Here is a 21183-nt window from a genome sequence, read left to right on the forward strand (position 1 = left end):
CCATAAGTCGTACCGGCGGTAACTTTCCTCCGTCCGACCCCTACCCATGAGTACGGTGCTGCTCTACTCTCCCCATTGCGCCAGTGTTCACTGGCGGAGTTCTAGGTGATGCGTGGAGGCTCCGGGATGGCCGAGCACGAGCAGGTTCGAGAACACGTACGGGTAGCGGTGATCGGGTCCGGCTTCGGCGGGCTGGGAGCCGCGGTGCGGCTGCGCCGCGAGGGGATCACCGACTTCGTCGTCCTGGAGAGGTCCGACAGCGTCGGGGGCACCTGGCGGGACAACAGCTATCCCGGGTGCGCCTGCGACGTGCCGTCCCACCTGTACTCCTTCTCCTTCGCGCCCAACCCCGAGTGGCCCCGCACCTTCTCCGGGCAGGAGCACATCCGCGCCTACCTGGAGCACGTGACCGACACCTTCGGGCTGCGCCCCCACCTCCGCTTCGGCTCGGAGGTGAAGCGTGCGGCGTGGGACGGCGAGCGGCTGCGGTGGGAGATCGAGACCGCGAGCGGCCGGCTGACCGCCGACGTCGTCGTCTCCGCGACCGGGCCGCTGTCCGATCCGAAGATCCCGGACATCCCGGGGCTGGACACCTTCCCCGGCGAGGTCTTCCACTCGGCCCGCTGGGACCACGACTACGACCTCACCGGCAAGCGCGTCGCCGTGATCGGCACCGGCGCCTCCGCCATCCAGATCGTGCCGGCCGTCCAGCCCAGGGTCGGCCGCCTCACCCTCTTCCAGCGCACCCCGGCCTGGGTGATGCCCCGCATGGACCGGGCGATCAGCGGCGCCGAGCGCGCCCTGCACCGGGCGCTGCCCGTCACCACCAAACTGCGCCGGGGGCTGCTGTGGGGCATCCGGGAGCTCCAAGTACAGGCGTTCACCAAGCACCCGAACGAGCTGGGCTTCGTCGAGCAGATCGCCAAGCGCAACATGGCCGCCGCCATCAAGGACCCGGCCCTGCGCGCCAGGCTCACCCCCGACTACCGCATCGGCTGCAAGCGGATCCTGCTGTCGAGCCAGTACTACCCGGCGCTCGCCGAGCCGAATGTGGACGTGGTCGCGAGCGGGCTGAGCGAGGTGCGGGGCTCGACCCTCGTCGCCGCCGACGGCACCGAGGCCGAGGCCGACGCGATCGTCTTCGGCACCGGCTTCCACGTCACCGACATGCCCATCGCCGAGCGCGTCGTGGGCGCGGACGGGCGGACCCTCGCGGAGACCTGGAAGGGCGGCATGGAGGCCCTGCGCGGTACCTCGGCGGCGGGCTTCCCCAACTTCATGACGATCATCGGGCCGAACACGGGTCTCGGTAACTCGTCGATGATCCTGATGATCGAGTCCCAGCTCAACTACATGGCCGACTACCTGCGTCAGATCCACGTCCTCGGCGGCCGGGCCGCCCTCGACGCACGCCCCGCCGCCGTACGGAGCTGGACCCACCGGGTGCAGGAGCGCATGAAGCGCACGGTGTGGAACACCGGCGGCTGCACCAGCTGGTACCTGGACGCGAGCGGTCGCAACACCACCGTCTGGCCCGGCACGACCGCCGAGTTCCGGCGCGTGACGCGGCGCGTGGACCTCGCGGAGTACGAGGTGCTGCGCCCGGCCGTCGCCGCGGCGGCAGCCGGTGTGGACGCGGACGCCGATGCTGCCCCCGGCGCGGACGCGAACGCCGAGGTGGGCGCGTGAGCCGCCCCCTGAACGTCGCCGCCGGGCCGTACGCGCCGCCCGTCCCCGCCCGGGAGCTGACCGTCACCGCCGCCGACGGCGCCCGGATACACGTCGAGGCGCACGGCCCCGAGAACGCGCCCGCGGTCGTCCTCGCCCACGGCTGGGCCTGCTCGACCGCCTTCTGGGCGGCGCAGATCCGCGCCCTCGCCGCCGACCACCGGGTCATCGCCTACGACCAGCGCGGCCACGGCCGCAGCCCGGCGGGCCCGGCGTGCGGTACCGAGGCCCTCGCCGACGACCTCGAAGCCGTCCTGGAGGCCACCCTCGCGCCGGGCGAACGGGCGGTGATCGCCGGGCACTCCATGGGCGGGATGACGGTGATGGCCGCCGCGACCCGGCCCGCGGTGCGCGCGCACGTGGCGGCCGTCCTGCTGTGCAGCACGGGCAGTTCGCGGCTGGTGGCGTCCGCGACCGTGGTACCGCTCGGGGAGGGCCGGGCGCGGACCTGGCTGACCCGGCGGATCCTCGGCTCCCGGGCGCCGCTCGGGCCGGTCACGCCGATGGCCCGCAGGATCCTCAAGTACGGGACGATGGGCCCCGGTTCGGCCCCGCACATGGTCGACGCCTGCGCCCGCGTCGTGCACGCCTGCCCGCGCCGGGTGCGGTACGCCTGGTCCCAGGTGCTCGACCTGCTCGACCTCGACCACGGTGTACGGGAGTTGCGTATGCCGGTCGAGGTCGTGGTCGGCACCGCGGACCGGCTGACCCCGCCCGTGCACGCACGCTCGCTGGCGGCCGCGCTGCCGAACTGCGTGGGCCTGACGGAACTTGTGGGCCTCGGCCACATGACGCCGGTGGAGGCGCCGGACACGGTCACCGGGAAGATACGCGCCCTCGCCGACACCTACATATCCGCCGCACGCACCGAGCGTGCCGTACACGCCGAGGAGAGCGCATGAGCAGCGGGAGCAGCAGGGTGAGCCTGGAGGGGCGGGTCGCCGTCGTCACCGGAGCCGCGCGCGGCGTCGGGGAGTTGCTGGCCCGCAAGCTGTCCGCGCGCGGGGTGAAGGTGGCGCTGGTCGGCCTGGAGCCGGACGCGCTCAAGCAGGTCTGCGCGCGGCTGCACAGCGAGAGCGATCACTGGCACGCCGACGTCACCGACCACGAGGCGATGGCCCGGGTGGCGGCGGAGGTCAAGGAGCGGTTCGGCAGGGTCGACATCGTCGTCGCCAACGCGGGCGTCGCCACCGGCGGGCCCTTCACCGACTCCGACCCTCAGTCCTGGCGGCGGGTGATCGAGGTCAACCTGATCGGGTCGGCGGTCACCGCCCGCGCCTTCCTGCCCGCGCTGCTGGAGAGCCGCGGCTACCTGCTCCAGGTGGCGTCCCTCGCGGCCATCACGCCCGCGCCGATGATGAGCGCCTACTGCGCCTCCAAGTCCGGTGTCGAGGCGTACGCGCACTGCCTGCGCGGCGAGGTCGGCCACCGGGGCGTCAAGGTCGGTGTCGGCTATCTGTCGTGGACCGACACCGACATGGTGCGCGGCGCCGACCAGGACGACGTCATGCGCGAACTGCGGCAGCGGCTGCCCTGGCCGTCCAACAAGACCTATCCGCTGGGCCCGGCCGTCGACCGGCTCGTGGAGGGCATCGAGCGCCGCTCCGCCCACGTCTACGGGCAGTGGTGGCTGCGCGGCATGCAGGGGGTGCGCGGCTGCCTGCCGGCCGTCATCGGCACCGTCGGGCAGCGCGAGATGCGGCGCTTCGGGGACCGGCTGAACGGTGTGCGCACGGGGCTGGTCGGCGCGGGCGGAGCGGCCGACGAACAGCGTCCGACCAGCACGGTTACCGTCCGTAAGTGATCGACATGCGCACGGTCACGGCCCATGTGAATCTGATCGGGCCAGGCCGATCCGGCCGGGCCCGAACATCACAGGAGTGAACCCACATGGGTATGAAGGATCAGTTCCAGGACAAGGCCGAGCGCATGCAGCAGCAGGGCAAGCAGCGGGCCGACCAGGCCAGGGAGCAGTTCCAGAACCGCGACCGCCGTCAGGGCGAGGACGAGACGGACCCGTCGCGTCGCCCGGGCGCGGAGGAGCGCGACCCGTCCTCGCGCCGCCGCGACGCGGACGAGCGCTTCGAGGAGAGCTACGACGCCTGACGCGCCGCCGCTGAGCTGAAGGGGCGCCCCCGTTCGTCACGGAGGGCGCCCTTCCTCATGCCCGGGGCGGCGGATCGTCATGCCGGGGGCGGACCGTCATGTCCGGGCGGATTCTCATGCCCGGGCGGATCCTCGTGCCGGGGGCGGATCCTCGTGCCTGGGCGGCAGCTCCTCATGTCCGGGGTGGCAGCGGCGGACGTGAGCGGTCGGGTACGTCGTCGTAACCGGGCGGCGTGGCGGGCGGGTTGGTCTCCAGCAGTTCCAGTGCCAGCCGGACCGCCTCGTCCAGCACCGGGTAGCGGCCCTCGGCCCAGTCCAGCGGGGTGCGCAGCGCCTCGACGTCGGGGGCGACGCCGTAGTTCTCCACGGACCAGCCGTACGCGTCGAACCAGGCCGCGTTCATCGGCACCGTGATCACCGTGCCGTCGCCGAGGCGGTGCCGGCCGGTCATGCCGACCACCCCGCCCCAGGTGCGCTGCCCGACCACCGGGCCGAGCCGCAGCAGTCTGAACGCGGCCGTGATCATGTCGCCGTCGGAGGACGTCGCCTCGTCCGCGACCGCCACGACGGGGCCGCGCGGGGCGTTGGAGGTGTACGACACCGGCTGCGCGTCGCGCGTCAGGTCCCAGCCCAGGATGGTGCGGGTCAGTTTCTCGATGACCAGCTCGCTGATGTGCCCGCCCGCGTTGCCGCGCACGTCCACGATGAGCGCGGGCCGGGACACCTCCATGCGCAGGTCCCGGTTGAACTGCGCCCAGCCGGAGCCGCCCATGTCGGGGATGTGCAGGTAGCCGCACCTTCCGTCGCTCAACTCCCTCACCACCGCGCGGCGTTTGGTCACCCAGTCCTGGTAGCGCAGCGGCCGTTCGTCGACGAGCGGTACGACGGCCACCCGGCGGGCCGGTCCCGGGCCGCCCTCGCCCGGTTCGAAGGTCAGCTCCACCGTCGTACCGCCCGCGCCCGCCAGCAGCGGGTACGGGCCCGCCACCGGATCCACCGGGCGGCCGTCGACGTGGGTCAGTACGGCCCCCTCGCGGATGCCGGTGCCCGCCAGCGGGGAGCGGGCCCTGGAGTCGGAGGAGTCGCCGGGCAGGATGCGTTTGACCACCCAGTGGCCGTCCCGGCACGCGAAGTTGACGCCGAGCAGGCCCTGCCAGCGCTGGTAGTGCGCCGGACCCTCGTTGCGCCGGGCAGCGACGACGTAGGCGTGCGAGGTGCCCAGCTCGCCGAGCACCTCGCGCAGCAGGTCGGCGAACTCGTCCGGGGAGGCGACCCGTTCGAGCAGCGGCCGGTACTGGTCCAGCACCGCGTCCCAGTCGATGCCGCACATGCCGGGGTCCCAGAAGTAGGCGCGGATCAGCCGGCCCGCCTCGTCGTACGCCTGGCGCCACTCGGCGGCCGGGTCGGCCTCGTGCAGGATGCGGCGCAGGTCGATCCAGGTGGTCGAGTCGCTGTCGCCCGCCTCGGTGGCCGGTACGGCGCGCAGGTCGCCCTCGTCGAGGAGGACCAGGCGGCTGCCGTCGCCGCTGATCCGGAACCAGTCCAGGTGGTCGACGAGTTCGGACTTCTTCGCCTTGGCCAGGTTGAAGTGCTCCAGGGTGGGCCGCTCGCTCGGGTCCGCCGGGTTGGCGAAGGTCTCGCCGAGCGCGCCGGAGATCGGCCAGCGCAGCCAGACCAGGCCGCCGCCCGCGACCGGGCACAGTGCCGAGTACTTGGACGCGGTGACCGGGAACGGGGTCACCCGGGCCGCGAGTCCCTCGACCTCGACGGTCACCGCGCCGCCTTCGCCGGGCTCGTCCTCCAGCGGGTCCAGGCCCCCGGCGGCGGGACGGCCCTCCGGGTTCAGGGCGAAGGGGGAGGGGGTCGCGGAGGACAGCGGCACCAGGTAGGGGCGGCAGCCCAGCGGGAAGGACAGGTCCCCGGTGTGCACGTCGTACACCGGGTCGAAGCCGCGCCAGGAGAGGAAGGCGAGGTAGCGGCCGTCCCGCGTGAAGACGGGGTTCTCGTCCTCGAAGCGTCCGTCGGTGACGTCGACGACGAGCGGCCCCGGCTGCCCGTCCTGCCCCGCCTGCCCGCCGGGCCCGCCGGGCCCGGTGATCCGGGCCATCTTGATCTGCCGCAGTGAGCGCCCGATGCCCGGGTGCGACCAGGTGAGCCAGGCCCCGTCCGGGGAGAAGGCGAGGTCGCTCACGGGACCGTTGACGGACCGGATCAGCTCGGTGGTGCCGCCACCGGAGCCGCCGCCCGAGCCGCCACCGGTGCCGCCGGCGGGGGGCTCGGTGTCCGCTCCCTCCACCATCTCGGCGGCGTCCGTCTCCTGGGAGACGTCGAGCAGCAGCAGCCGGCCGTCGTGCGAGGCGATGGCGAGCCGCTCGCCCGCCGGGTCCGACACCAGCTCCAGGACCCGGCCCAGCTTCCCGCAGTCCGGCCGCCGGGGCGCGCGGCCGCCGGTCGCCCGTGGCAGGTGGGCGATCTCGATCGTGTCCTCGCCCGCCGCGTCCGTCACGTAGGCGATCCGCCCGCCGGCCCCGAGCATCTCCGGCAGCCGCACCCGTACCCCCGGCGTGTCGGCGAGGGTGCGGGCCGGGCCGTCGCGGTGGGTGAGCCAGTACAGGCTGCCGCGTACGACGACGGCGCTCGCCCGGCCCGTCTCGTCGACGGAGACGCCGCCCACGTGCTGGGCGGCGGGCACCTGGTACGTACGCCGTCCCGCGCGCGGCCCGCTCAGCCTGACGTCGAGCCGGCGCGGCTCCGACCCGGACGACAGGTCGTCGACGATCCACAGGTCACCCGCGCACTGGTACACCACACGGGTGCCGTCGCTCGCGGCGTGCCGGGCGTAGAACGCGTCGTGGTCGGTGTGGCGGCGCAGGCCGGAGCCGTCGGGGGCGCAGGAGTAGAGGTTGCCGACGCCCTCGTGGTCGGAGAGGAACGCGATCCGGCCGCCGACGAACATGGGGGAGTGCAGGTGGCCCTGGAGATCGGGCAGCAGTCGCTCGCCGTGCAGCCAGAGCCGGCCCGTGGCGCCGCCCCGGTAGCGCTTCCAGGCGGCCGGTTCGTGCGGCGGGGTGCCGGTGAGGAGGAGGGTCCTGCGCTCGCCGTCGAGGTCGGCGGCCTGGATGTCGGTGACCGGGCCCCAGGGCAGTTTGCGGCCGGGGTCGCCGTCGGGGGCGACCTTGTAGGCCCAGGTCAGGTGGGAGAAGGGTTCGCCGTGCGAGGCGACGGCGAGGACGGCGGTGGTGCCGTCGGGGTCGGGGGGCGACCAGCCGCAGACCCGGGTGTCGAGACCGCCCCAGTGCGTGAGCTGCCGCCCGGGGCCGCCGTCCACCGGCACGAGGTGGACCTCCGGCACCAGAGTGCGCCAGCTGGTGTACGCGATGTGGCGGCCGTCGGGCGAGAAGCGCGGGTGGCCGGTCTTGGTGCGGTCGACGGTGAGCCGCCAGGCACGGCCCGGTCCGTCGAGGTCCGCGAGCCAGAGGTCGTCCTCGGCCACGAAGCACAGGTGGTCGCCACTGAGGTGCGGAAGGCGCAGATAACTCACCTATCCCATGCTTTGCCGGGGGCCGGGCCCCGGCAACTCGACCCGCGACTTACGGGGAACCGACAACCGTGACCCAGAACACGAACGAAACCGTTTCGTTTCGCTAGACGGCCGAGGTAGATTCGTCACATACGAAACGGTGTCGTGCTGATGCTGTTCCGCCGGAGTGGACGAGAGGAGCGGGCGAGATGACCGAGGTAACCACCGCGCGCCGCAGTCGGATCACTCCCGAGCGCGAGGCCGAGCTGTACGACGCCGTGCTCGACCTGCTCCGGGAAGTCGGCTACGACGCCCTCACCATGGACGCCGTGGCGGCCCGCACCCGGTCCAGCAAGGCGACGCTCTACCGCCAGTGGGGCGGCAAGCCGCACCTGGTCGTCAAGGCCGTCCGGCACAACAAGCCCGGGAAGATCGGCGAGATCGACACCGGCTCCCTCCGTGGCGACCTGCACGCCCTGATGGCCCACGAGGACGACTGCACCATGGAGCAGAACTCCGCGCTGATGCGGGGCATGGCCATGGCGCTCCACCAGAACCCGGACCTCCGCCAGGCGTTCCGGGAACAGCTCATCGAACCCGAGATGGCGGAGTTCCGGCGTGTGCTGCAACGCGCCATCGACCGCGGCGAGACAAGAGCGGACTGTCCGGCACTGGACTTCCTCGTGCACATGATGGTCGGCGGTTTCGCCACCCGCACGCTGCTCGACGACCAGCCGCCGACCCGGGCCTTCCTGGCCTCCTACATCGACGCCGTGATCCTCCCCGCACTCGGCGTCTCCACCCACTGACACGTCCCCCAGCCCCACCCGAGCCCCATCTGACGTCACCGCTCACGTCGCCGGGCCGTTCCCCCCTGCCCCGAAGACCCACGACCTGACCGGGAGTACGCCCTCGTGGCCACGTTCCTCTACAAACTCGGCCGGCTCGCCTTCCGCCGACGGCACTTCGTCGCCCTGATATGGGTGGCGCTGCTGACGCTCGCGGGCGTCGGCGCGGCCAGTGCCCCGCCCGCCGGCACCACCTCCTTCTCCATCCCCGGCACCGAGGCCCAGAAGGCCTTCGACCTGCTGGAGGAGCGCTTCCCCGGCACCAGCGCCGACGGGGCGACCGCACGTGTCGTCTTCAAGGCACCGTCCGGCGAGAAGATGACGGACGCCGGGAACAAGGCGACCGTCGAGAAGACCGTCGCCGACCTGGCCGACGGCTCCGAGGTCTCCTCGGTCGCCGACCCGTACACGGGCAACGCCGTCAGCAAGGACGGCACGATCGCCTACGCGTCGGTGAAGTACGACGTCTCCGGCATGGAGCTGGAGGACACCACCAAGGACGCCCTGGAAGGCGCCGCCCAGCAGGCGCGCGACGCCGGGCTGACCGTCGAGATCGGCGGTGACGCGCTCCAGGCCGTCCCGCACACCGGCGCCACCGAGGTCATCGGCATCGCGGTCGCCGCCGTCGTCCTCGTCATCACCTTCGGCTCGCTGGTCGCGGCCGGTCTGCCCCTCCTCACGGCCCTGATCGGCGTCGGCATCGGCGTCGCCTCGATCACGGCGCTGGCCGGCGCACTCGAGCTGGGCTCCACCACCTCCATCCTGGCGATGATGATCGGCCTCGCGGTCGGCATCGACTACGCCCTGTTCATCGTCTCCCGCTACCGCGCCGAACTCGCCGAGGGACGTGAGCGCGAGGAAGCCGCGGGCCGCGCGGTCGGCACGGCCGGCTCCGCGGTCGTCTTCGCCGGCCTCACGGTCGTCATCGCCCTGGTCGGCCTCGCGGTCGTCAACATCCCGATGCTGACCAAGATGGGCATCGCGGCGGCCGGCACCGTCGCCATCGCGGTACTGATCGCCCTGACGATGGTCCCCGCGCTGCTCGGCTACGCCGGCCGCAGGGTCAAGCCGGCCGGCGCCAAGAACGCGAAGAAGAAGGGCGGGACGACCGAGGCGAAGCCGGCCAAGGAGAACCTGGGCACCCGCTGGGCGCGCTTCGTCGTGCGCCGTCCGCTCGCCGTCCTCCTCCTGGGCGTCGTCGGCCTCGGCGCGGCGGCCGTCCCGGCGGCCTCCCTGGAACTGGGCCTGCCCGACGACGGCTCCCAGCCGACGTCGACGACCCAGCGCCGGGCGTACGACCTCCTGTCGGAGGGCTTCGGGCCGGGCTTCAACGGCCCGCTGATGGTCGTCGTCGACGCGAAGGGCAGCGACGCCCCCCAGCAGGTGTTCACCGACGTCTCCGACGAGATCAAGGGCCTCGACGACGTCGTGGCGGTCACCCCGCCCGCACCCAACAAGGGCGGCGACACCGCGACGATCACCGTGATCCCGGACTCCAAGCCGTCCTCCGTGCAGACCGAGGACCTGGTGCACGCCATCCGCGACGCGGGCGCCGGCATCAAGGCGGACACCGGCGCGGAGACCCTGGTGACCGGCTCGACGGCGATGAACATCGACGTCAGCGAGAAGCTGAACGACGCGCTGCTGCCGTACCTGGTCCTGGTCGTCGGCCTGGCCTTCCTCCTCCTGATCGTGGTCTTCCGCTCGATCCTGGTCCCGCTGAAGGCGGCACTCGGCTTCCTGCTCTCCGTCATGGCGGCGCTGGGCGCGGTCGTCGCGGTCTTCCAGTGGGGGTGGCTGTCCGGCCTGATGGGCGTCGAGGAGACCGGCCCGGTCATGTCGATGATGCCGATCTTCATGGTCGGCGTGGTCTTCGGCCTGGCGATGGACTACGAGGTCTTCCTGGTCACCCGCATGCGGGAGGCCTACGTCCACGGCGAGACGCCCGACCAGGCGATCGTCACCGGCTTCAAGCACGGCGCGAGGGTCGTCACGGCCGCGGCGGTCATCATGATGGCGGTCTTCGCGGGCTTCATCGGCTCCAGCGAGTCGATGGTCAAGATGATCGGCTTCGGCCTGGCCATCGCCGTCTTCTTCGACGCGTTCGTCGTCCGCATGGCCATCGTCCCGGCGGTCCTCGCCCTGCTCGGCAAGAAGGCCTGGTGGCTGCCGAAGTGGCTGGACCGCGCGCTGCCCAACGTGGACGTCGAGGGCGAGGGCCTGCGCACGGACGGCGACGGCGGTCCGGGCCCCGACGAGGACCGGGAGCTGGCGCGCACCTGACGCGCCGCCTCCGACAGCAGGACGACAGACCAGCCGGTGAGGGCTCCGTGGGGACGGGGCTGCCCTCACCGGCTTCCTGTCGTGCGGGCACGCCGCAACCCGGTCGCCTGCCGGCTGCACGTACCGCTACGGTGCCCACCATGACGACGACCGACGACGCCTGCGCGACCCACGCCGCCCACCCCCGTTTCGCCGAGGCCCTGCGCGGACTCGGCCTCGGTGACCTGGCCGGGCGGGCCCGGCGCTTCCCCGAGGCCACCCGCACCGCCGCCGAGGCCGCCGCCGCGATCGGGTGCGAGCTGAGCCAGATCTGCAAGTCGCTCATCTTCGCCGCGGACGGCGTGCCGGTCCTGGTCCTCATGGACGGCGCCTCCCGGGTCGACCTGGAGCGGGTCCGGGAGGCGCTCGGCGCTCAGAAGGTCACGCGGGCCGGGGCAGACGTCGTACGGGAGACCACCGGGTACGCCATCGGCGGCGTGCCGCCCTTCGGGCACCGCAGCAGGACCCGGGTACTCGCCGACCGGTCCCTCCTCGCGCACGAGGTCGTCTGGGCCGCCGCCGGCTCCCCGTACGCCGTGTTCCCGATGGGACCCGAGGAGCTCGTCGCCACCGCCGGCGCCACCCTCGTGGACGTGCGCGAGCGCTCCGAGTGACCCCGCTGGTCACCGCCGCCGTCCTGTTCGCCGCGGTGACGCACGCCGGCTGGAACGCCATCGCCCACCGGATCACGGACAAGCTCACCGGCTTCGCGCTGATATCCGGCGGCGGCATGCTCATCGGGCTCGCGCTGCTGCCGTTCACGGCGTTCCCCGCGGCCGGCGCGTGGCCGTACCTCCTCCTCTCCGCCGCCATCCACATCGCCTACTACGCGCTGCTCATGCGGTCCTTCCGGCTCGGCGACTTCGGGCAGGCCTACCCGATCGCCCGCGGCAGCGCGCCCCTGCTGGTCACCGTCCTCGCCGCCGTCTTCGCGCACGAGGTGCCGAACGGCTGGGCGACCGGCGGCATCCTGGTGTCCTGCGCCGGGCTGACCGGCGTCGCCCTGTGGGGGCTGCGCGGACGCCGGCCCGACTGGGCGGCGATCGGCGCGGCCCTGGCGACCGGGGTGACCATCGCCGCGTACACGGTCGTCGACGGACTGGGCGTACGCGCCTCCGGATCCTCCCTCGGGTACATCGCCTGGCTGATGGCGGTGCAGGGAACGGTCCTCCCGGCGTACTTCCTCTACCGCCACCGCACCGGGGCCTGGGCGCTGCTGCGGCCGCATGCCGGTCTCGGACTGCTCGGCGCGGCCTTGTCCGTCGCCGCGTACGCGCTGGTCCTGTGGGCGCAGACCCGCGCCGAACTCGCGCCGATCGCCGCCCTGCGCGAGTCCTCGATCCTGGTCGGCGCGGCGATCGGGGCCCTCTTCTTCAAGGAGCGGTTCGGCGCGCCCCGGATCGCGGCGGCGGGCCTCCTCGTCGTCGGGATCGGGCTGATGCTCCACGCGGGATAGCGGGACAGCGGGACAGCGGGGCGGCCGGGGCGGCGGAGATGGCCGAGATGGCCGAGATGGCTGGGATAGTGCGTACGGCGGCTGTGAGGCGCACCCTGGAAGAAGGTATTCCGGAGGTGATCGTCATGATGCACACCGCAGTGGGATGGCATGTCGAGCTGGAGTTCATGGAGGACGACCAGCACACGCGGGCGGTCGCGATGGTGCGGCTCCCCGACGGCGGCGAGGTCCGCGGCCACGGGCACGCGAGCCGTCACCGCGTCGACGCCAACCAGCCGAGAGTCGGCGAGGAGGTCGCGGGGGCGCGGGCGTTGAACGAGCTGGCGATGCAGCTGCTCACCAAGGCGCACGACGACATCGACGCGGCGTCGGGGAGGGTCTCCCACCCGATCCACGTGTGAGCGGGCCGCCCGCCCTCGTCAGCCCGGACGCCCCACGCCGGCCGGGTCGACCGGCCGGCCGCCGGCGCCGGCGATCCGGGTCTCCAGGCCGTCCAGTACCCGGTCCAGCCCGTAGGTGAAGCTGTCCTCCCGGATCTGCCCCGGGTCCTTGTCCCGCTGGGCCGCGGCTCCGTTGCGCAGCCGGGGCAGATCCTCCGCGGCCTCTTCGACGGCGGGCAGCAGGTGGGCCACCCAGTCCCGCTCGTCCATGCCGCTGCGCGCGATCATCGAGAGATAGGCGGCCTCGGACGTCGCCGTCCCGATGACGTACGAGACGAGCGTGCCCACGGCCTGATCGGTCTCGTCCGACGGGAACCCCGCTGCTTCGAACAGTGCGAGCATCCGCTCCGACATGCGCATCGCGTTCGGCCCGAGGTGGACGAGCCCCACCTGTCCCAGCACCGTCGCGACCCAGGGGTGTCGCAGCGCCATCGCGCGCAGGTCGCGGGCGACGGCCGAGACCTGCGTTCGCCAGTCGGCGGGGCCTGCGGGCTGCGGCAGTTCCAGCTCGCCGTAGACCTCGTCCACGACCAGTTCGATCAGCTCGTCCTTGTTGGCCACATGGCGGTAGAGCGACGTGGCGCCGGCGCCCAGGCGGGTGCCGAGCTTCCGCATGCTCAGGGACTCCACACCCTGCGCGTCCAGCAGCAGTACGGCCTCGGTGACGATCTGCTCCCGGCTCAGCGCGGGTTGTCCCCGGCCCGGGCGCGGGCGGGTCCATACCGAGGGGATCGGCTTCTGGGCGGCGGCCATGCTGCCTCTTTCCATCGAGATCAGGCTCTTCCCGACCACGGTAGCGCACGACGTTCGCCTGTTGCGTACGACGTTCCTTCATGCGTACAGTGTGCGCATCGGGAGCACGGTGTACGCAGCGCGTGCCGGAATTTCGCAGGAGGAGACGTCATGACGGAGATCGCCCGCTGGCAGGCCCGGTTCGACGAGCTGCGCGCCGCGCACCACGTTCCGGGGGCGTCCCTCGCCGTGCTCGTCGACGGGGAGATACACGAGCTGGCCAGTGGAGTGCTGCACCGGGGAACCGGAGTGGAGGTGACGACCGACTCGGTCTTCCAGGTCGGTTCGATCACGAAGATCCACACCGCCACGCTGGTGATGCAGCTCGCCGAGTCAGGCCGGCTGGACCTGGACGCACCGGTGGTGCAGGTCCTGCCGGAGTTCGCCACCGCTGACCCGGAGGCCACCAAGCGCATCACGACCCGCCAACTGCTCAGCCACACGGGTGGCCTGACCTGCGACTTCACCCACGACACCGGTCGCGGTGACGACTGCCTGGCCAAGTACGTGGAGTCCGCCGCGGGGGTGGCGCTCGACTGCCCGCCCGGTACGGCCATCTCCTACAGCAGCGTCGGATACAACGTGCTCGGCCGCATCGTCGAAATCCTCACCGGTCTGACCTGGGACGAAGCGCTGCAGCAGCGGCTCTGCGCCCCGCTCGGCCTCACCGGCACCGTCACCCTCCCCGAGGACGTGCTGCGCTTCCGCTCGGCGATGGGACACCTCGGAGAGCCGGGCGAGGACCCGGAGCCCGCCCCCTCGTGGAACATGCTGCCGCGCTCGGCCGGCCCGTACGGCGGCGTGCTGTGTGCCACTGCCGCCGACATCGCACGGCTCGCGCGGATGCACCTCGACGGCGGTACGGCGCCGGACGGCACCCGCGTGCTGAGCGCCGAGAGCGTCGGCGCGATGCAGCGGCGCACGGTCGACTCGCCCGACAAGTGGACGGTGAGCGCGGACGGATGGGGCCTGGGCTGGACGCTCTACGACTGGAACGGCGTCCGGGGCTTCGGCCACGACGGCGCCACCATCGGCCAGTACGGGTTCCTGCGCGTCGTCCCCGAGGCGGGAGTCGCCGTCGTCCTGCTGACCAACGGCGGCGGCTCGCGCCTGCTCTGCACGGATCTCCTGCGCGAACTCCTCGACGAACTGGCCGGGGTGCGGATGCCGGACGCCTTCGCTCCCGCCGCCCGGCCGCCCGCCGTGGACATCACGCCGTTCACCGGCACCTACCGACGCGAGGGTGTCGCCATCACCGTCACCGAACGGAACGGCAAGGGCCACCTGGTGTACGAGTTCGTCGACGGCATGGCGGGACTTTCCCCGGCGATGGAGATGGAACTGGTCCCGGTCTCACGGACGGCGTTCGCCGGGGCGGGCACCGGCCCCTTCGCCGAGGACTGGATGCCCGTGGTGTTCTCCGCGCTCCAGGACGGCACCGGCGTCTGCTACATCGGGATGCGCGCCGCCCCCAGGATCGCGTGAGCCGGTGCTGTCAGGGCACTCCTCGGCGGGTTGCCCGGTCAGCCCGCGCCGAGTGACGCCCGTACCGCCCGGACCAGCGCCTGCGCCCGCGGGTCCGCCGTCACGGTCTTGCGGAAGCCGTTGGTGACATAGCCGAAGGCGACGCCCGACTCCGGGTCGGCGAAGCCGAGGGCGCCGCCGCGGCCCGGGTGGCCGAAGGAACCCGGGGACAGGAACGGGGACGCGCTGCCGTGCAGCATGTAGCCGAGGCCGAAGCGGGTGCCCACGACGAGGACCCGGTCCGGACCGGCCGACTCCTCGGCGCGGGCCCGTTCCATCGTGGCCGGGTCGAACAGGCGGGCCCGCCGCGTCACGCCGTCGACCTCGCCGATCAGCGCCGCGTAGAAGCGGGCCAGCCCGTCGGCGGTCGCGATGCCGTTGGTCGCCGGGAGGGCCGCCGCGCGGTACGCCGGGTCGTTCTGGTCGGGGAACGGAGTGATCGCGGCGAAAGCGCGTCGGGTGAGCGAGCCGGGGTCGGCATAGGCCTCGGTGACGGAACGCTTGGGACGCAGGCGCGGGCCGCTTCCCGACGGCTCGGGGCCCTCGACGCGCCCGACGCGCCCGGCCCGGCCCGCCGCCTCCTGGGCGGCCGGCAGCCCCAGCCACAGGTCGAGACCGAGCGGCCGGGCGATCTCGTCCGCGATCCACTCACCGGTGCCGCGCCCGCCCGTCGCCCTGCGGACCAGTTCGTCGAGCAGCCAGCCGTACGTCAGCGCGTGATAACCGTGGTCCGTGCCCGGTTCCCAGACGGGTGCCTGCGCGGCGACGGCCTCCGGGCCGCGCAGCGGGTCCAGGGCCTGCTCCGGGGTGAGCGGCCGGTCCAGGACCGGTAGCCCGGCCCGGTGGCCGAGCACGTGCCGGACCAGCACCCGCTCCTTGCCGTGCGCCTTGAACTGCGGCCAGTACGCGCCCACCGGCGCGTCCAGGTCCAGCTCCCCGCGCTGGTGCAGCAGCAGCGGTACGGCGGCGGCGACGCCCTTCGTCGCCGAACGCACGACCTGGGCGGTGCCGCGGCGCCACGGTTCGGTGCCGTCGATGTCCCTGGTGCCGCCCCACAGGTCGACGACCTTGCGCCCGTCCCGGTAGACGGCGACCGCCGCGCCCCGGTCCCCGAGCGCCGCGAAGTTCCGTGCGAACGCGTCCCGGACCGGCTCGAAACCCTCGGCCACCGTGCCGTGCACATCCACGCTCGCGTCCCCGTCCACGTCCACTTCCCCACGTCCCTTCCGACCGCCTGCGACAGTCGGTGCAACCACCACCGGCCGCCCGCGATTCCAAGGGCGAAGCGGAGGCCGAACTCACATGTGATGTGCGGCCCGGAAGGCGTGACCCGGGAAATATGGGACATTGGAGTAGGTGGCGTACGGGGGTGGACGCACAGCTTTCGCAGACGGGGCGAGCGTAAGGGGCGATCCGATGTCCGTAGTCGAACAGTACGCACGAGCCCACATCCTGACGGACGCGGACCTCCCGGACGAGGACGACGGCGGAGCCCTACCCGTCGTGCTGCGCTACGACCCCGACCGCGACCCGCGGGCCGTGTGTGTCGGGCTGCCCGCGCGAGGCCGCGGCCCCGGTGTCCGCGAATGGACCTTCTCCCGGTCACTGCTGGAGCAGGGCCTGCGTGCGCCCACCGGGACCGGAGAGGTGCGGGTGTGGCCGTGCGGGCGGGTGCAGGTCGTCGTCGAGTTCCACACCCCGCAGGGCTGCTCGGTGGTCCAGTTCGAGACCAAGGCACTCATCCGGTTCCTGCGCCGGACCCACACCGCGGTGGCCCAGCCGGTGGCCCACTGAGCCTCCGGCCGCACATCCTCGCGCCGCCGGTCAGCCGGCGTTCCTCAGCAGCGCCGCGACGATCGGCCCCGCGGACTCACTGCCGTGGCCGCCCTGCTGGACCACGCCCGCCGCCGCCAGGTCGCCCCGGTACGCGGTGAACCAGCCGTTGGGCTGCTCCTGGCCGTCGACCTCCGCCGAGCCGGTCTTCGCGCCGGCGTCACCGCTCACCCCGGCCATCGCCTCCGCGGCGGTGCCGTACGCCGCCGTGTAGGACATCAGCTCGCGCAGCTGCGCCAGCGTGGACGCGGACATCGTGCGGGAGGCCGTGGCGAACTCGCGGCCGTCGACCGACCGGGCGACCAGGTACGGCTGGTGGAAGCCGCCCGACTTCACGGTCGCCGACACGGACGCCATGTTCAGCGGGTTCATCCGCACCCCGCCCTGCCCGATGAGGGAGGCGGCCATCGGGGCCGCGCTCTGTACCGGCACCGAGCCGTCGAAGGTGGGCACGCCGACGGACCAGTTGTTCATCGACAGGCCGAACACCTCCTTCGCCTGCCTGGTCAGGTCGTCGTTCTCCAGCTCGGGGGCCTGGCTGATGAAGGCGGTGTTGCAGGAGCGGGCGAAGCTCGCCTTGAAGGTGCCGTCCTTGATCTCGAACTTGTCGTCGTTCTGGAACTTCCAGCCGCCGTAGCCGAAGAACTTCGGGCAGGGATGCTTCTCGTCCATCGACGCCAGGTCCTTCTCGATCAGCATCGAGGCGGTGATGACCTTCATCGTGGAGCCGGGGGCCAGCGAGCCCTGGAAGGCGGTGTTGAAGCCGTGGCCGCCGTTGGCGACCGCGAGGATCTCACCGGTGGAGGCGCGCAGCAGGACCACCGACGCCCGTGCCTTGCCGGCCACCTGCTTCTCGGCGGCGGCCTGCAGGGCGGGGTCCAGGGTCGTCTTCACGGTGCCGGGCGTGCCCTCGCTCAGCTCCAGCAGCGTCTTGTCGGAGGTCTTGGCCGCCTTCGACTCCTTGCCCCGGACCGCGCGCAGTTCGATGCCGGGGGTGCCGCCGGCCTTCTTGCCGTACTTCTCGCGCAGGCCGTCCAGCACGGTGCCGAGCGACGGGTACTTCGCGGCCGTGACCTCCGCGCCGTTCCGGTCCAGTGCCTTGACCGGCGGGGTACCGGCCTCGCCGGTGACCAGCCTGTCGCCGTCCCTCAGTTCCGGATGGACGACGGAGGCGTGCCAGTCGACGCGCGGCTCGCCGTCGCCGGCCCGGCGGACGACGGTCAGCGCGCTGTCGTACGCCAGTGGCTTCGCCGTCGTCCCGTGGGTGACGGTGGCCTTGACGGCGAACGGGACCTTCTCCGCCGCCGGGGTGCCCGCGGTGAGCGTGACGTCCCTGACGCGGGCGTCCTCGGTGTAGCCGGTGAGCAGCGCCTTCGCGGCCTCGGTGTCGTCGGTCGCGGCGGCCGCCCCGGCGACGTCGCCCTGCTGCCAGGCGGTGAGGAACCGCTGGGCCGTAGAGGTGACCTCGGTCGCCGTGAGGGGGCCCGACTTCGCCTTCTTCCCGGCCGCCGCGGACGTGGTGCGCGCGGTGTCCTCGGCGCCGGCGCCGCCGTACATCGCGTAGGCACCGAATCCGGCGCCGGCCACGACCACGGCGGCCACACTGCCGATCACGGCGGGTTTCGTTCTCCGCCGCTCGCCGGCGGCCCTTCTGCTGCCCACTGCGTCCCGTTCCTCCGCGCGCTCCCCGTCGTCCGACGGAGCCGGCGGTGCCCTCGTTGCCTACGACGGCGACCACCCTAGGGTCTTCCGCACGGCGCGGCCGACCGGATTCAGCCTCCTGCGCGCAACACGTCCGCCACGATCGGGCCGGCCGCGTCGCCGCCGTGGCCGCCGTCCTCGACCATGGCCGCCGCCGCGACGTCGTCCCGGAAGCCGGTGAACCAGCTGTCGGACGTGGACGACCCGTCGACCTCGGCCGATCCCGTCTTGGCACCGATGTCGCCCCGGAGCCCGGACATGGCCTCCTGGGCGGTGCCCTGGGTGGCGGTGAGCTGCATCATCTGCTTGAGCTGGGCGGCGGTGCTCTGCGGCAGGCCCTTGGCGGTGGCGAGCTCGCGGTCGTCCAGACCGGGCGAGACCAGGTAGGGCTGGCGGAACTCGCCGGTGATGGCGGTCGCCGTCACGGACGCGATGTTCAGCGGGTTCATCTGGACCTGGCCCTGGCCGATGGCGTTGGCCGCGCGGTCCGGGCCGCTGACGGCGGGGACCTTGCCGTCGAAGGAGACGATGCCGGTCTGCCAGTCGTCGCGGCCCAGCCCGAAGCGCTCCTCGGCCTCCGTCGTCAGCGAGGCGTCGGTGACCTCGTCGATGAGCTTGATGAAGCCCGTGTTGCAGGACCGCATGAAGGTGTTGGCGAGGGTGGCGCCCTCGTTGGGCTCCATGCCGGTGAGGTTCTTGAAGGTCTGGTTCTTCCATATCGCCGTGCCGGGGCAGGGGGCCGGGCCGTTCATCGAGGTCACGCCGTTGTCGATGAGCATCGCCGCGGTGATGATCTTCATGGTGGAGCCGGGCGCGAGCCGTCCCTGGAAGGCCGCGTTGAAGCCGTCCGCGCGGTTGTTCGCCACGGCCAGCACCTCGCCGGTGCTCGGCTTGACGGCCACCACGGACGACTCGCCGTAGCGCTTCACCGCCTTCTCGGCCGCCGCCTGCACGCTCGCGCTGAGCGTCGTCTCCAGCTTGCCGGGCTCGCCCTCGGTCAGGGTCAGCAGCGGCGTGTCGGGGGTGTCCGCGGCAGCGTGACGGACCGCCAGTTCGATGCCGGGGGTGCCGCCCGCCTGGTCGCCGTACTTCTCCCGGAGCGTGGCGAGGACCGGGCCGAGCGAGGGGTACTTCTCCTTGGTCAGCACGGCACCGTCGCGGCCGACCGCCTGGATCTGCGGGGTGGTCGACTCCGCGGTGACCAGGGTGTCCCCGTCCTTCAGCTCGGGATGGACGACGGACGGCTGCCAGTCGACCAGCGCGCGTCCGCTGGTCTCACCGCGCACCACCGTCAGCTCGCTCTTGTACGTCAGCGGCTTGGACGTGCCCTCGTACGACACCTTCGCCTGCACGGTGAACGGCACGGCGGTGCCGGCCACCGTGCCGGGTGTGATCTCGACGTCGGTGATGTGCGCTTCCTCGCCGTAGGCGGTCAGCAGAGTCCCGGCGACCGTGGCGTTGTTCGTGTGGGACGCCGCCTTCGTCGCGTCCCCCTTCTCCCAGGCCGTGAAGAACTTGTCCGCCGTCTCCTCGACCTCGTCGCCGCTCGGCGGCCCGCTCTTGGCCGACCCTCCGCCCGAGCCCCCGCCGTCCAGTGCCGACACCACGTTGTAGGTGCCGTATCCGGCTCCGCCCACCATCACGGCGAACACGCCGCCTATGACGGCGGCCTTCACCCCCTTGCGCATCGCGCCTTTCCTCCCCTGGATACCCCTGTGACGTTTTCTGAACGCGTTCAGAAGACGTGGTCGCTCCCGCACTGTATGCGGAACAGCGGGCGGGAGGTGCGGGGGTGACGCAATCGTTAGCGTGGTGAACGGCTGACAGGGTGGCCGACGGGACGGCCGACGGCACGGCCGGCGCGGAACGACCGCCGGGTCGTGCCGGCGTCCGTCCCGCGTCCGCCCCGTGCCTGTTCACTGCCTGTTCGGTGCTTGTTCCGTGCTCGTTCGGGACCTGTTCCGTGGTCGTTCGGTATCTCTTCCACGCTCGCGCGGCGGCTGTTCCGTGTTCGTCCGGCGCCGCCCCGCGCGCCTCACTGCAGGCCGAGCGCCTCCATCAGCCGGGTCGCCGCACCGAGCGCCGGGGCGCCCGCCTCGCCGACCAGGGCCGCGATACCGGTGATGCCGGCCAGCGCCTGACGGAACCGGCCCGGGTCGGCCGGTCCCTCGTCCCGGATCACGTCCAGGGCGGTGTCGATGACTACCCGGTCGTCGTCACCGACCCGCTCGCGGAGCGACAGCGCGGCGCTGATCATCTGCTGCAGTGCCGCCTGCGGATCCACCGGCCCCTGGGTCTTGATGATGCCGATGTTCTGATTGCCGAACTGCGTGACCGAGTCGCCGTTCACGTGGTCACCTTCCCGGTGTTGTGGTCGCCGTACTGGTAGATGTGGTCGCCGGTGATGGTGTAGGTGGGCATCTGGAGGTCGACCTGGATCTCCGGGTTGTCCATCGCCTCCATCAGCTGACGGAAGAGGCCGTCCAGGGCCACCCTGTCGTCCGTGGTGAGGGCGGTCTGCGGATTGCCCGACGTCGTGATCTGAAGGACGTAGAGCGTCGGGGCGTTCAGGACCTTCTGCAGTTCCAGGTAGCCGCGGACCGCGAACCCGGTCGCGACGAGGATCACCGCGATGCCGACGAACGCCGACACCTGCGCGAGCCCGATCCCGAGGAAGAACACGATCAGCTGGCCGATCAGGCCCTTGACGAACTTCGACCGGGCGGCGGCACGGTCGGGGTGGAGTTCTCGTAGCGACGTGTGCGCGATGTTGCGCAGCGGATAGGTGTCCGACCCGATCCACAGCGCGCCCTTGCTGATGTGCACGTCCGTCGTACCGCGTGAGTACGCCAATTGCCGCTCCCCCTGTTTTCGGCGCGATGGGTGCCACCCACCGGTTGCGCGGTCACGCGC

18 protein-coding genes are annotated in these 21183 nt (G+C 72.3%); 11 read left to right on the plus strand and 7 right to left on the minus strand.

Annotated elements, in window-relative coordinates:
- The first annotated feature begins 126 nt into the window (after nt 1–126).
- From ACH4F2_RS17550 to ACH4F2_RS17565, 4 genes are all read left to right on the plus strand, one after another.
- Nucleotides 127–1689: a flavin-containing monooxygenase gene (locus ACH4F2_RS17550; RefSeq protein WP_398133584.1), complete on the plus strand. Its 1563-nt coding sequence runs from the start codon at nt 127–129 to the stop codon at nt 1687–1689.
- A complete protein-coding gene (locus ACH4F2_RS17555; RefSeq protein WP_398133585.1) occupies nt 1686–2630 on the plus strand; it encodes an alpha/beta fold hydrolase in 945 nt (314 codons plus the stop codon). The genes ACH4F2_RS17550 and ACH4F2_RS17555 overlap by 4 nt, the downstream gene beginning before the upstream one ends.
- Nucleotides 2627–3532, plus strand: a complete 906-nt coding sequence (locus tag ACH4F2_RS17560) for an SDR family oxidoreductase (RefSeq protein WP_398133586.1) — start codon at nt 2627–2629, stop codon at nt 3530–3532. Before ACH4F2_RS17555 ends, ACH4F2_RS17560 begins: the two co-directional genes overlap by 4 nt.
- Nucleotides 3533–3618: 86 nt before the next feature.
- Complete coding sequence (locus ACH4F2_RS17565; protein ID WP_398133587.1) at nt 3619–3834, plus strand: hypothetical protein; 216 nt, start codon at nt 3619–3621, stop codon at nt 3832–3834.
- A 172-nt stretch (nt 3835–4006) separates the two neighbouring features.
- On the opposite strand, the gene ACH4F2_RS17570 is transcribed toward ACH4F2_RS17565, so the two are convergent.
- Nucleotides 4007–7375: a S41 family peptidase gene (locus ACH4F2_RS17570; protein ID WP_398133588.1), complete on the minus strand. Its 3369-nt coding sequence runs from the start codon at nt 7373–7375 to the stop codon at nt 4007–4009.
- A gap of 188 nt (nt 7376–7563) precedes the next feature.
- Here ACH4F2_RS17570 and ACH4F2_RS17575 point away from each other — a divergent pair, with 188 nt between their 5' ends.
- The 5 genes from ACH4F2_RS17575 to ACH4F2_RS17595 all read left to right on the plus strand — a co-directional run bounded on the left by ACH4F2_RS17575 (nt 7564) and on the right by ACH4F2_RS17595 (nt 12381).
- On the plus strand, nt 7564–8163 hold the full coding sequence (locus ACH4F2_RS17575; RefSeq protein WP_398133589.1) for a TetR/AcrR family transcriptional regulator: 600 nt from the start codon (nt 7564–7566) through the stop codon (nt 8161–8163).
- Nucleotides 8164–8268: 105 nt separating this feature from the next.
- Entirely contained in the window at nt 8269–10485 is a 2217-nt protein-coding gene (locus tag ACH4F2_RS17580) for an MMPL family transporter (RefSeq protein WP_398133590.1), read from the plus strand.
- Nucleotides 10486–10625: 140 nt separating this feature from the next.
- The gene (locus tag ACH4F2_RS17585) at nt 10626–11138 is read left to right on the plus strand and encodes a YbaK/EbsC family protein (RefSeq protein WP_398133591.1); all 513 of its coding nucleotides are present in this window, start codon (nt 10626–10628) and stop codon (nt 11136–11138) included.
- Nucleotides 11135–11980, plus strand: coding sequence for an EamA family transporter (locus ACH4F2_RS17590; protein ID WP_398133592.1), 846 nt, complete (start codon nt 11135–11137; stop codon nt 11978–11980). The genes ACH4F2_RS17585 and ACH4F2_RS17590 overlap by 4 nt, the downstream gene beginning before the upstream one ends.
- A gap of 125 nt (nt 11981–12105) precedes the next feature.
- Nucleotides 12106–12381 (plus strand): DUF1876 domain-containing protein, encoded by a 276-nt coding sequence (locus tag ACH4F2_RS17595; protein WP_398133593.1) that lies wholly within the window; start codon nt 12106–12108, stop codon nt 12379–12381.
- 18 nt (nt 12382–12399) lie between these two features.
- Here the strand turns inward: ACH4F2_RS17595 and ACH4F2_RS17600 are convergent, their stop codons facing one another.
- A complete protein-coding gene (locus ACH4F2_RS17600) occupies nt 12400–13188 on the minus strand; it encodes a TetR/AcrR family transcriptional regulator (RefSeq protein WP_398133594.1) in 789 nt (262 codons plus the stop codon).
- A gap of 135 nt (nt 13189–13323) precedes the next feature.
- On the opposite strand from ACH4F2_RS17600, the gene ACH4F2_RS17605 reads away from it, so the two are divergent.
- On the plus strand, nt 13324–14697 hold the full coding sequence (locus ACH4F2_RS17605; protein ID WP_398133595.1) for a serine hydrolase domain-containing protein: 1374 nt from the start codon (nt 13324–13326) through the stop codon (nt 14695–14697).
- A 38-nt stretch (nt 14698–14735) separates the two neighbouring features.
- Here the strand turns inward: ACH4F2_RS17605 and ACH4F2_RS17610 are convergent, their stop codons facing one another.
- Nucleotides 14736–15923 carry a serine hydrolase domain-containing protein gene (locus ACH4F2_RS17610; RefSeq protein WP_398133724.1) on the minus strand — a complete coding sequence of 396 codons (1188 nt, stop codon included), beginning with the start codon at nt 15921–15923 and terminating at the stop codon, nt 14736–14738.
- Between the two features lie 229 nt (nt 15924–16152).
- Here ACH4F2_RS17610 and ACH4F2_RS17615 point away from each other — a divergent pair, with 229 nt between their 5' ends.
- Complete coding sequence (locus ACH4F2_RS17615) at nt 16153–16530, plus strand: SsgA family sporulation/cell division regulator (RefSeq protein ID WP_398133596.1); 378 nt, start codon at nt 16153–16155, stop codon at nt 16528–16530.
- Between the two features lie 30 nt (nt 16531–16560).
- Here the strand turns inward: ACH4F2_RS17615 and ACH4F2_RS17620 are convergent, their stop codons facing one another.
- The 4 genes from ACH4F2_RS17620 to ACH4F2_RS17635 all read right to left on the minus strand — a co-directional run bounded on the left by ACH4F2_RS17620 (nt 16561) and on the right by ACH4F2_RS17635 (nt 21123).
- Nucleotides 16561–18183 (minus strand): penicillin-binding transpeptidase domain-containing protein, encoded by a 1623-nt coding sequence (locus ACH4F2_RS17620; protein ID WP_398133597.1) that lies wholly within the window; start codon nt 18181–18183, stop codon nt 16561–16563.
- A 158-nt stretch (nt 18184–18341) separates the two neighbouring features.
- A complete protein-coding gene (locus tag ACH4F2_RS17625; RefSeq protein WP_398133598.1) occupies nt 18342–19958 on the minus strand; it encodes a penicillin-binding transpeptidase domain-containing protein in 1617 nt (538 codons plus the stop codon).
- 347 nt (nt 19959–20305) lie between these two features.
- Nucleotides 20306–20620 (minus strand): hypothetical protein, encoded by a 315-nt coding sequence (locus ACH4F2_RS17630; RefSeq protein WP_398133599.1) that lies wholly within the window; start codon nt 20618–20620, stop codon nt 20306–20308.
- Nucleotides 20617–21123, minus strand: a complete 507-nt coding sequence (locus tag ACH4F2_RS17635; RefSeq protein ID WP_398133600.1) for a DUF6232 family protein — start codon at nt 21121–21123, stop codon at nt 20617–20619. The genes ACH4F2_RS17630 and ACH4F2_RS17635 overlap by 4 nt, the downstream gene beginning before the upstream one ends.
- Nucleotides 21124–21183 lie beyond the last annotated feature (60 nt).

Source organism: Streptomyces sp. NPDC017890, assembly GCF_044328675.1.
GTDB lineage: Bacteria > Actinomycetota > Actinomycetes > Streptomycetales > Streptomycetaceae > Streptomyces.

Bases quoted from the DNA above. Each gene is read 5' to 3' on its own strand.
- ACH4F2_RS17595 (WP_398133593.1), top strand. From the start codon at position 12,106: ATGATGCACACCGCAGTGGGATGGCATGTCGAGCTGGAGTTCATGGAG.
- ACH4F2_RS17575 (WP_398133589.1), top strand. From the start codon at position 7,564: ATGACCGAGGTAACCACCGCGCGCCGCAGTCGGATCACTCCCGAGCGC.
- ACH4F2_RS17600 (WP_398133594.1), bottom strand. From the start codon at position 13,188: ATGGAAAGAGGCAGCATGGCCGCCGCCCAGAAGCCGATCCCCTCGGTA.
- ACH4F2_RS17565 (WP_398133587.1), top strand. From the start codon at position 3,619: ATGGGTATGAAGGATCAGTTCCAGGACAAGGCCGAGCGCATGCAGCAG.
- ACH4F2_RS17615 (WP_398133596.1), top strand. From the start codon at position 16,153: ATGTCCGTAGTCGAACAGTACGCACGAGCCCACATCCTGACGGACGCG.
- ACH4F2_RS17605 (WP_398133595.1), top strand. From the start codon at position 13,324: ATGACGGAGATCGCCCGCTGGCAGGCCCGGTTCGACGAGCTGCGCGCC.
- ACH4F2_RS17585 (WP_398133591.1), top strand. From the start codon at position 10,626: ATGACGACGACCGACGACGCCTGCGCGACCCACGCCGCCCACCCCCGT.
- ACH4F2_RS17625 (WP_398133598.1), bottom strand. From the start codon at position 19,958: ATGCGCAAGGGGGTGAAGGCCGCCGTCATAGGCGGCGTGTTCGCCGTG.
- ACH4F2_RS17550 (WP_398133584.1), top strand. From the start codon at position 127: ATGGCCGAGCACGAGCAGGTTCGAGAACACGTACGGGTAGCGGTGATC.
- ACH4F2_RS17560 (WP_398133586.1), top strand. From the start codon at position 2,627: ATGAGCAGCGGGAGCAGCAGGGTGAGCCTGGAGGGGCGGGTCGCCGTC.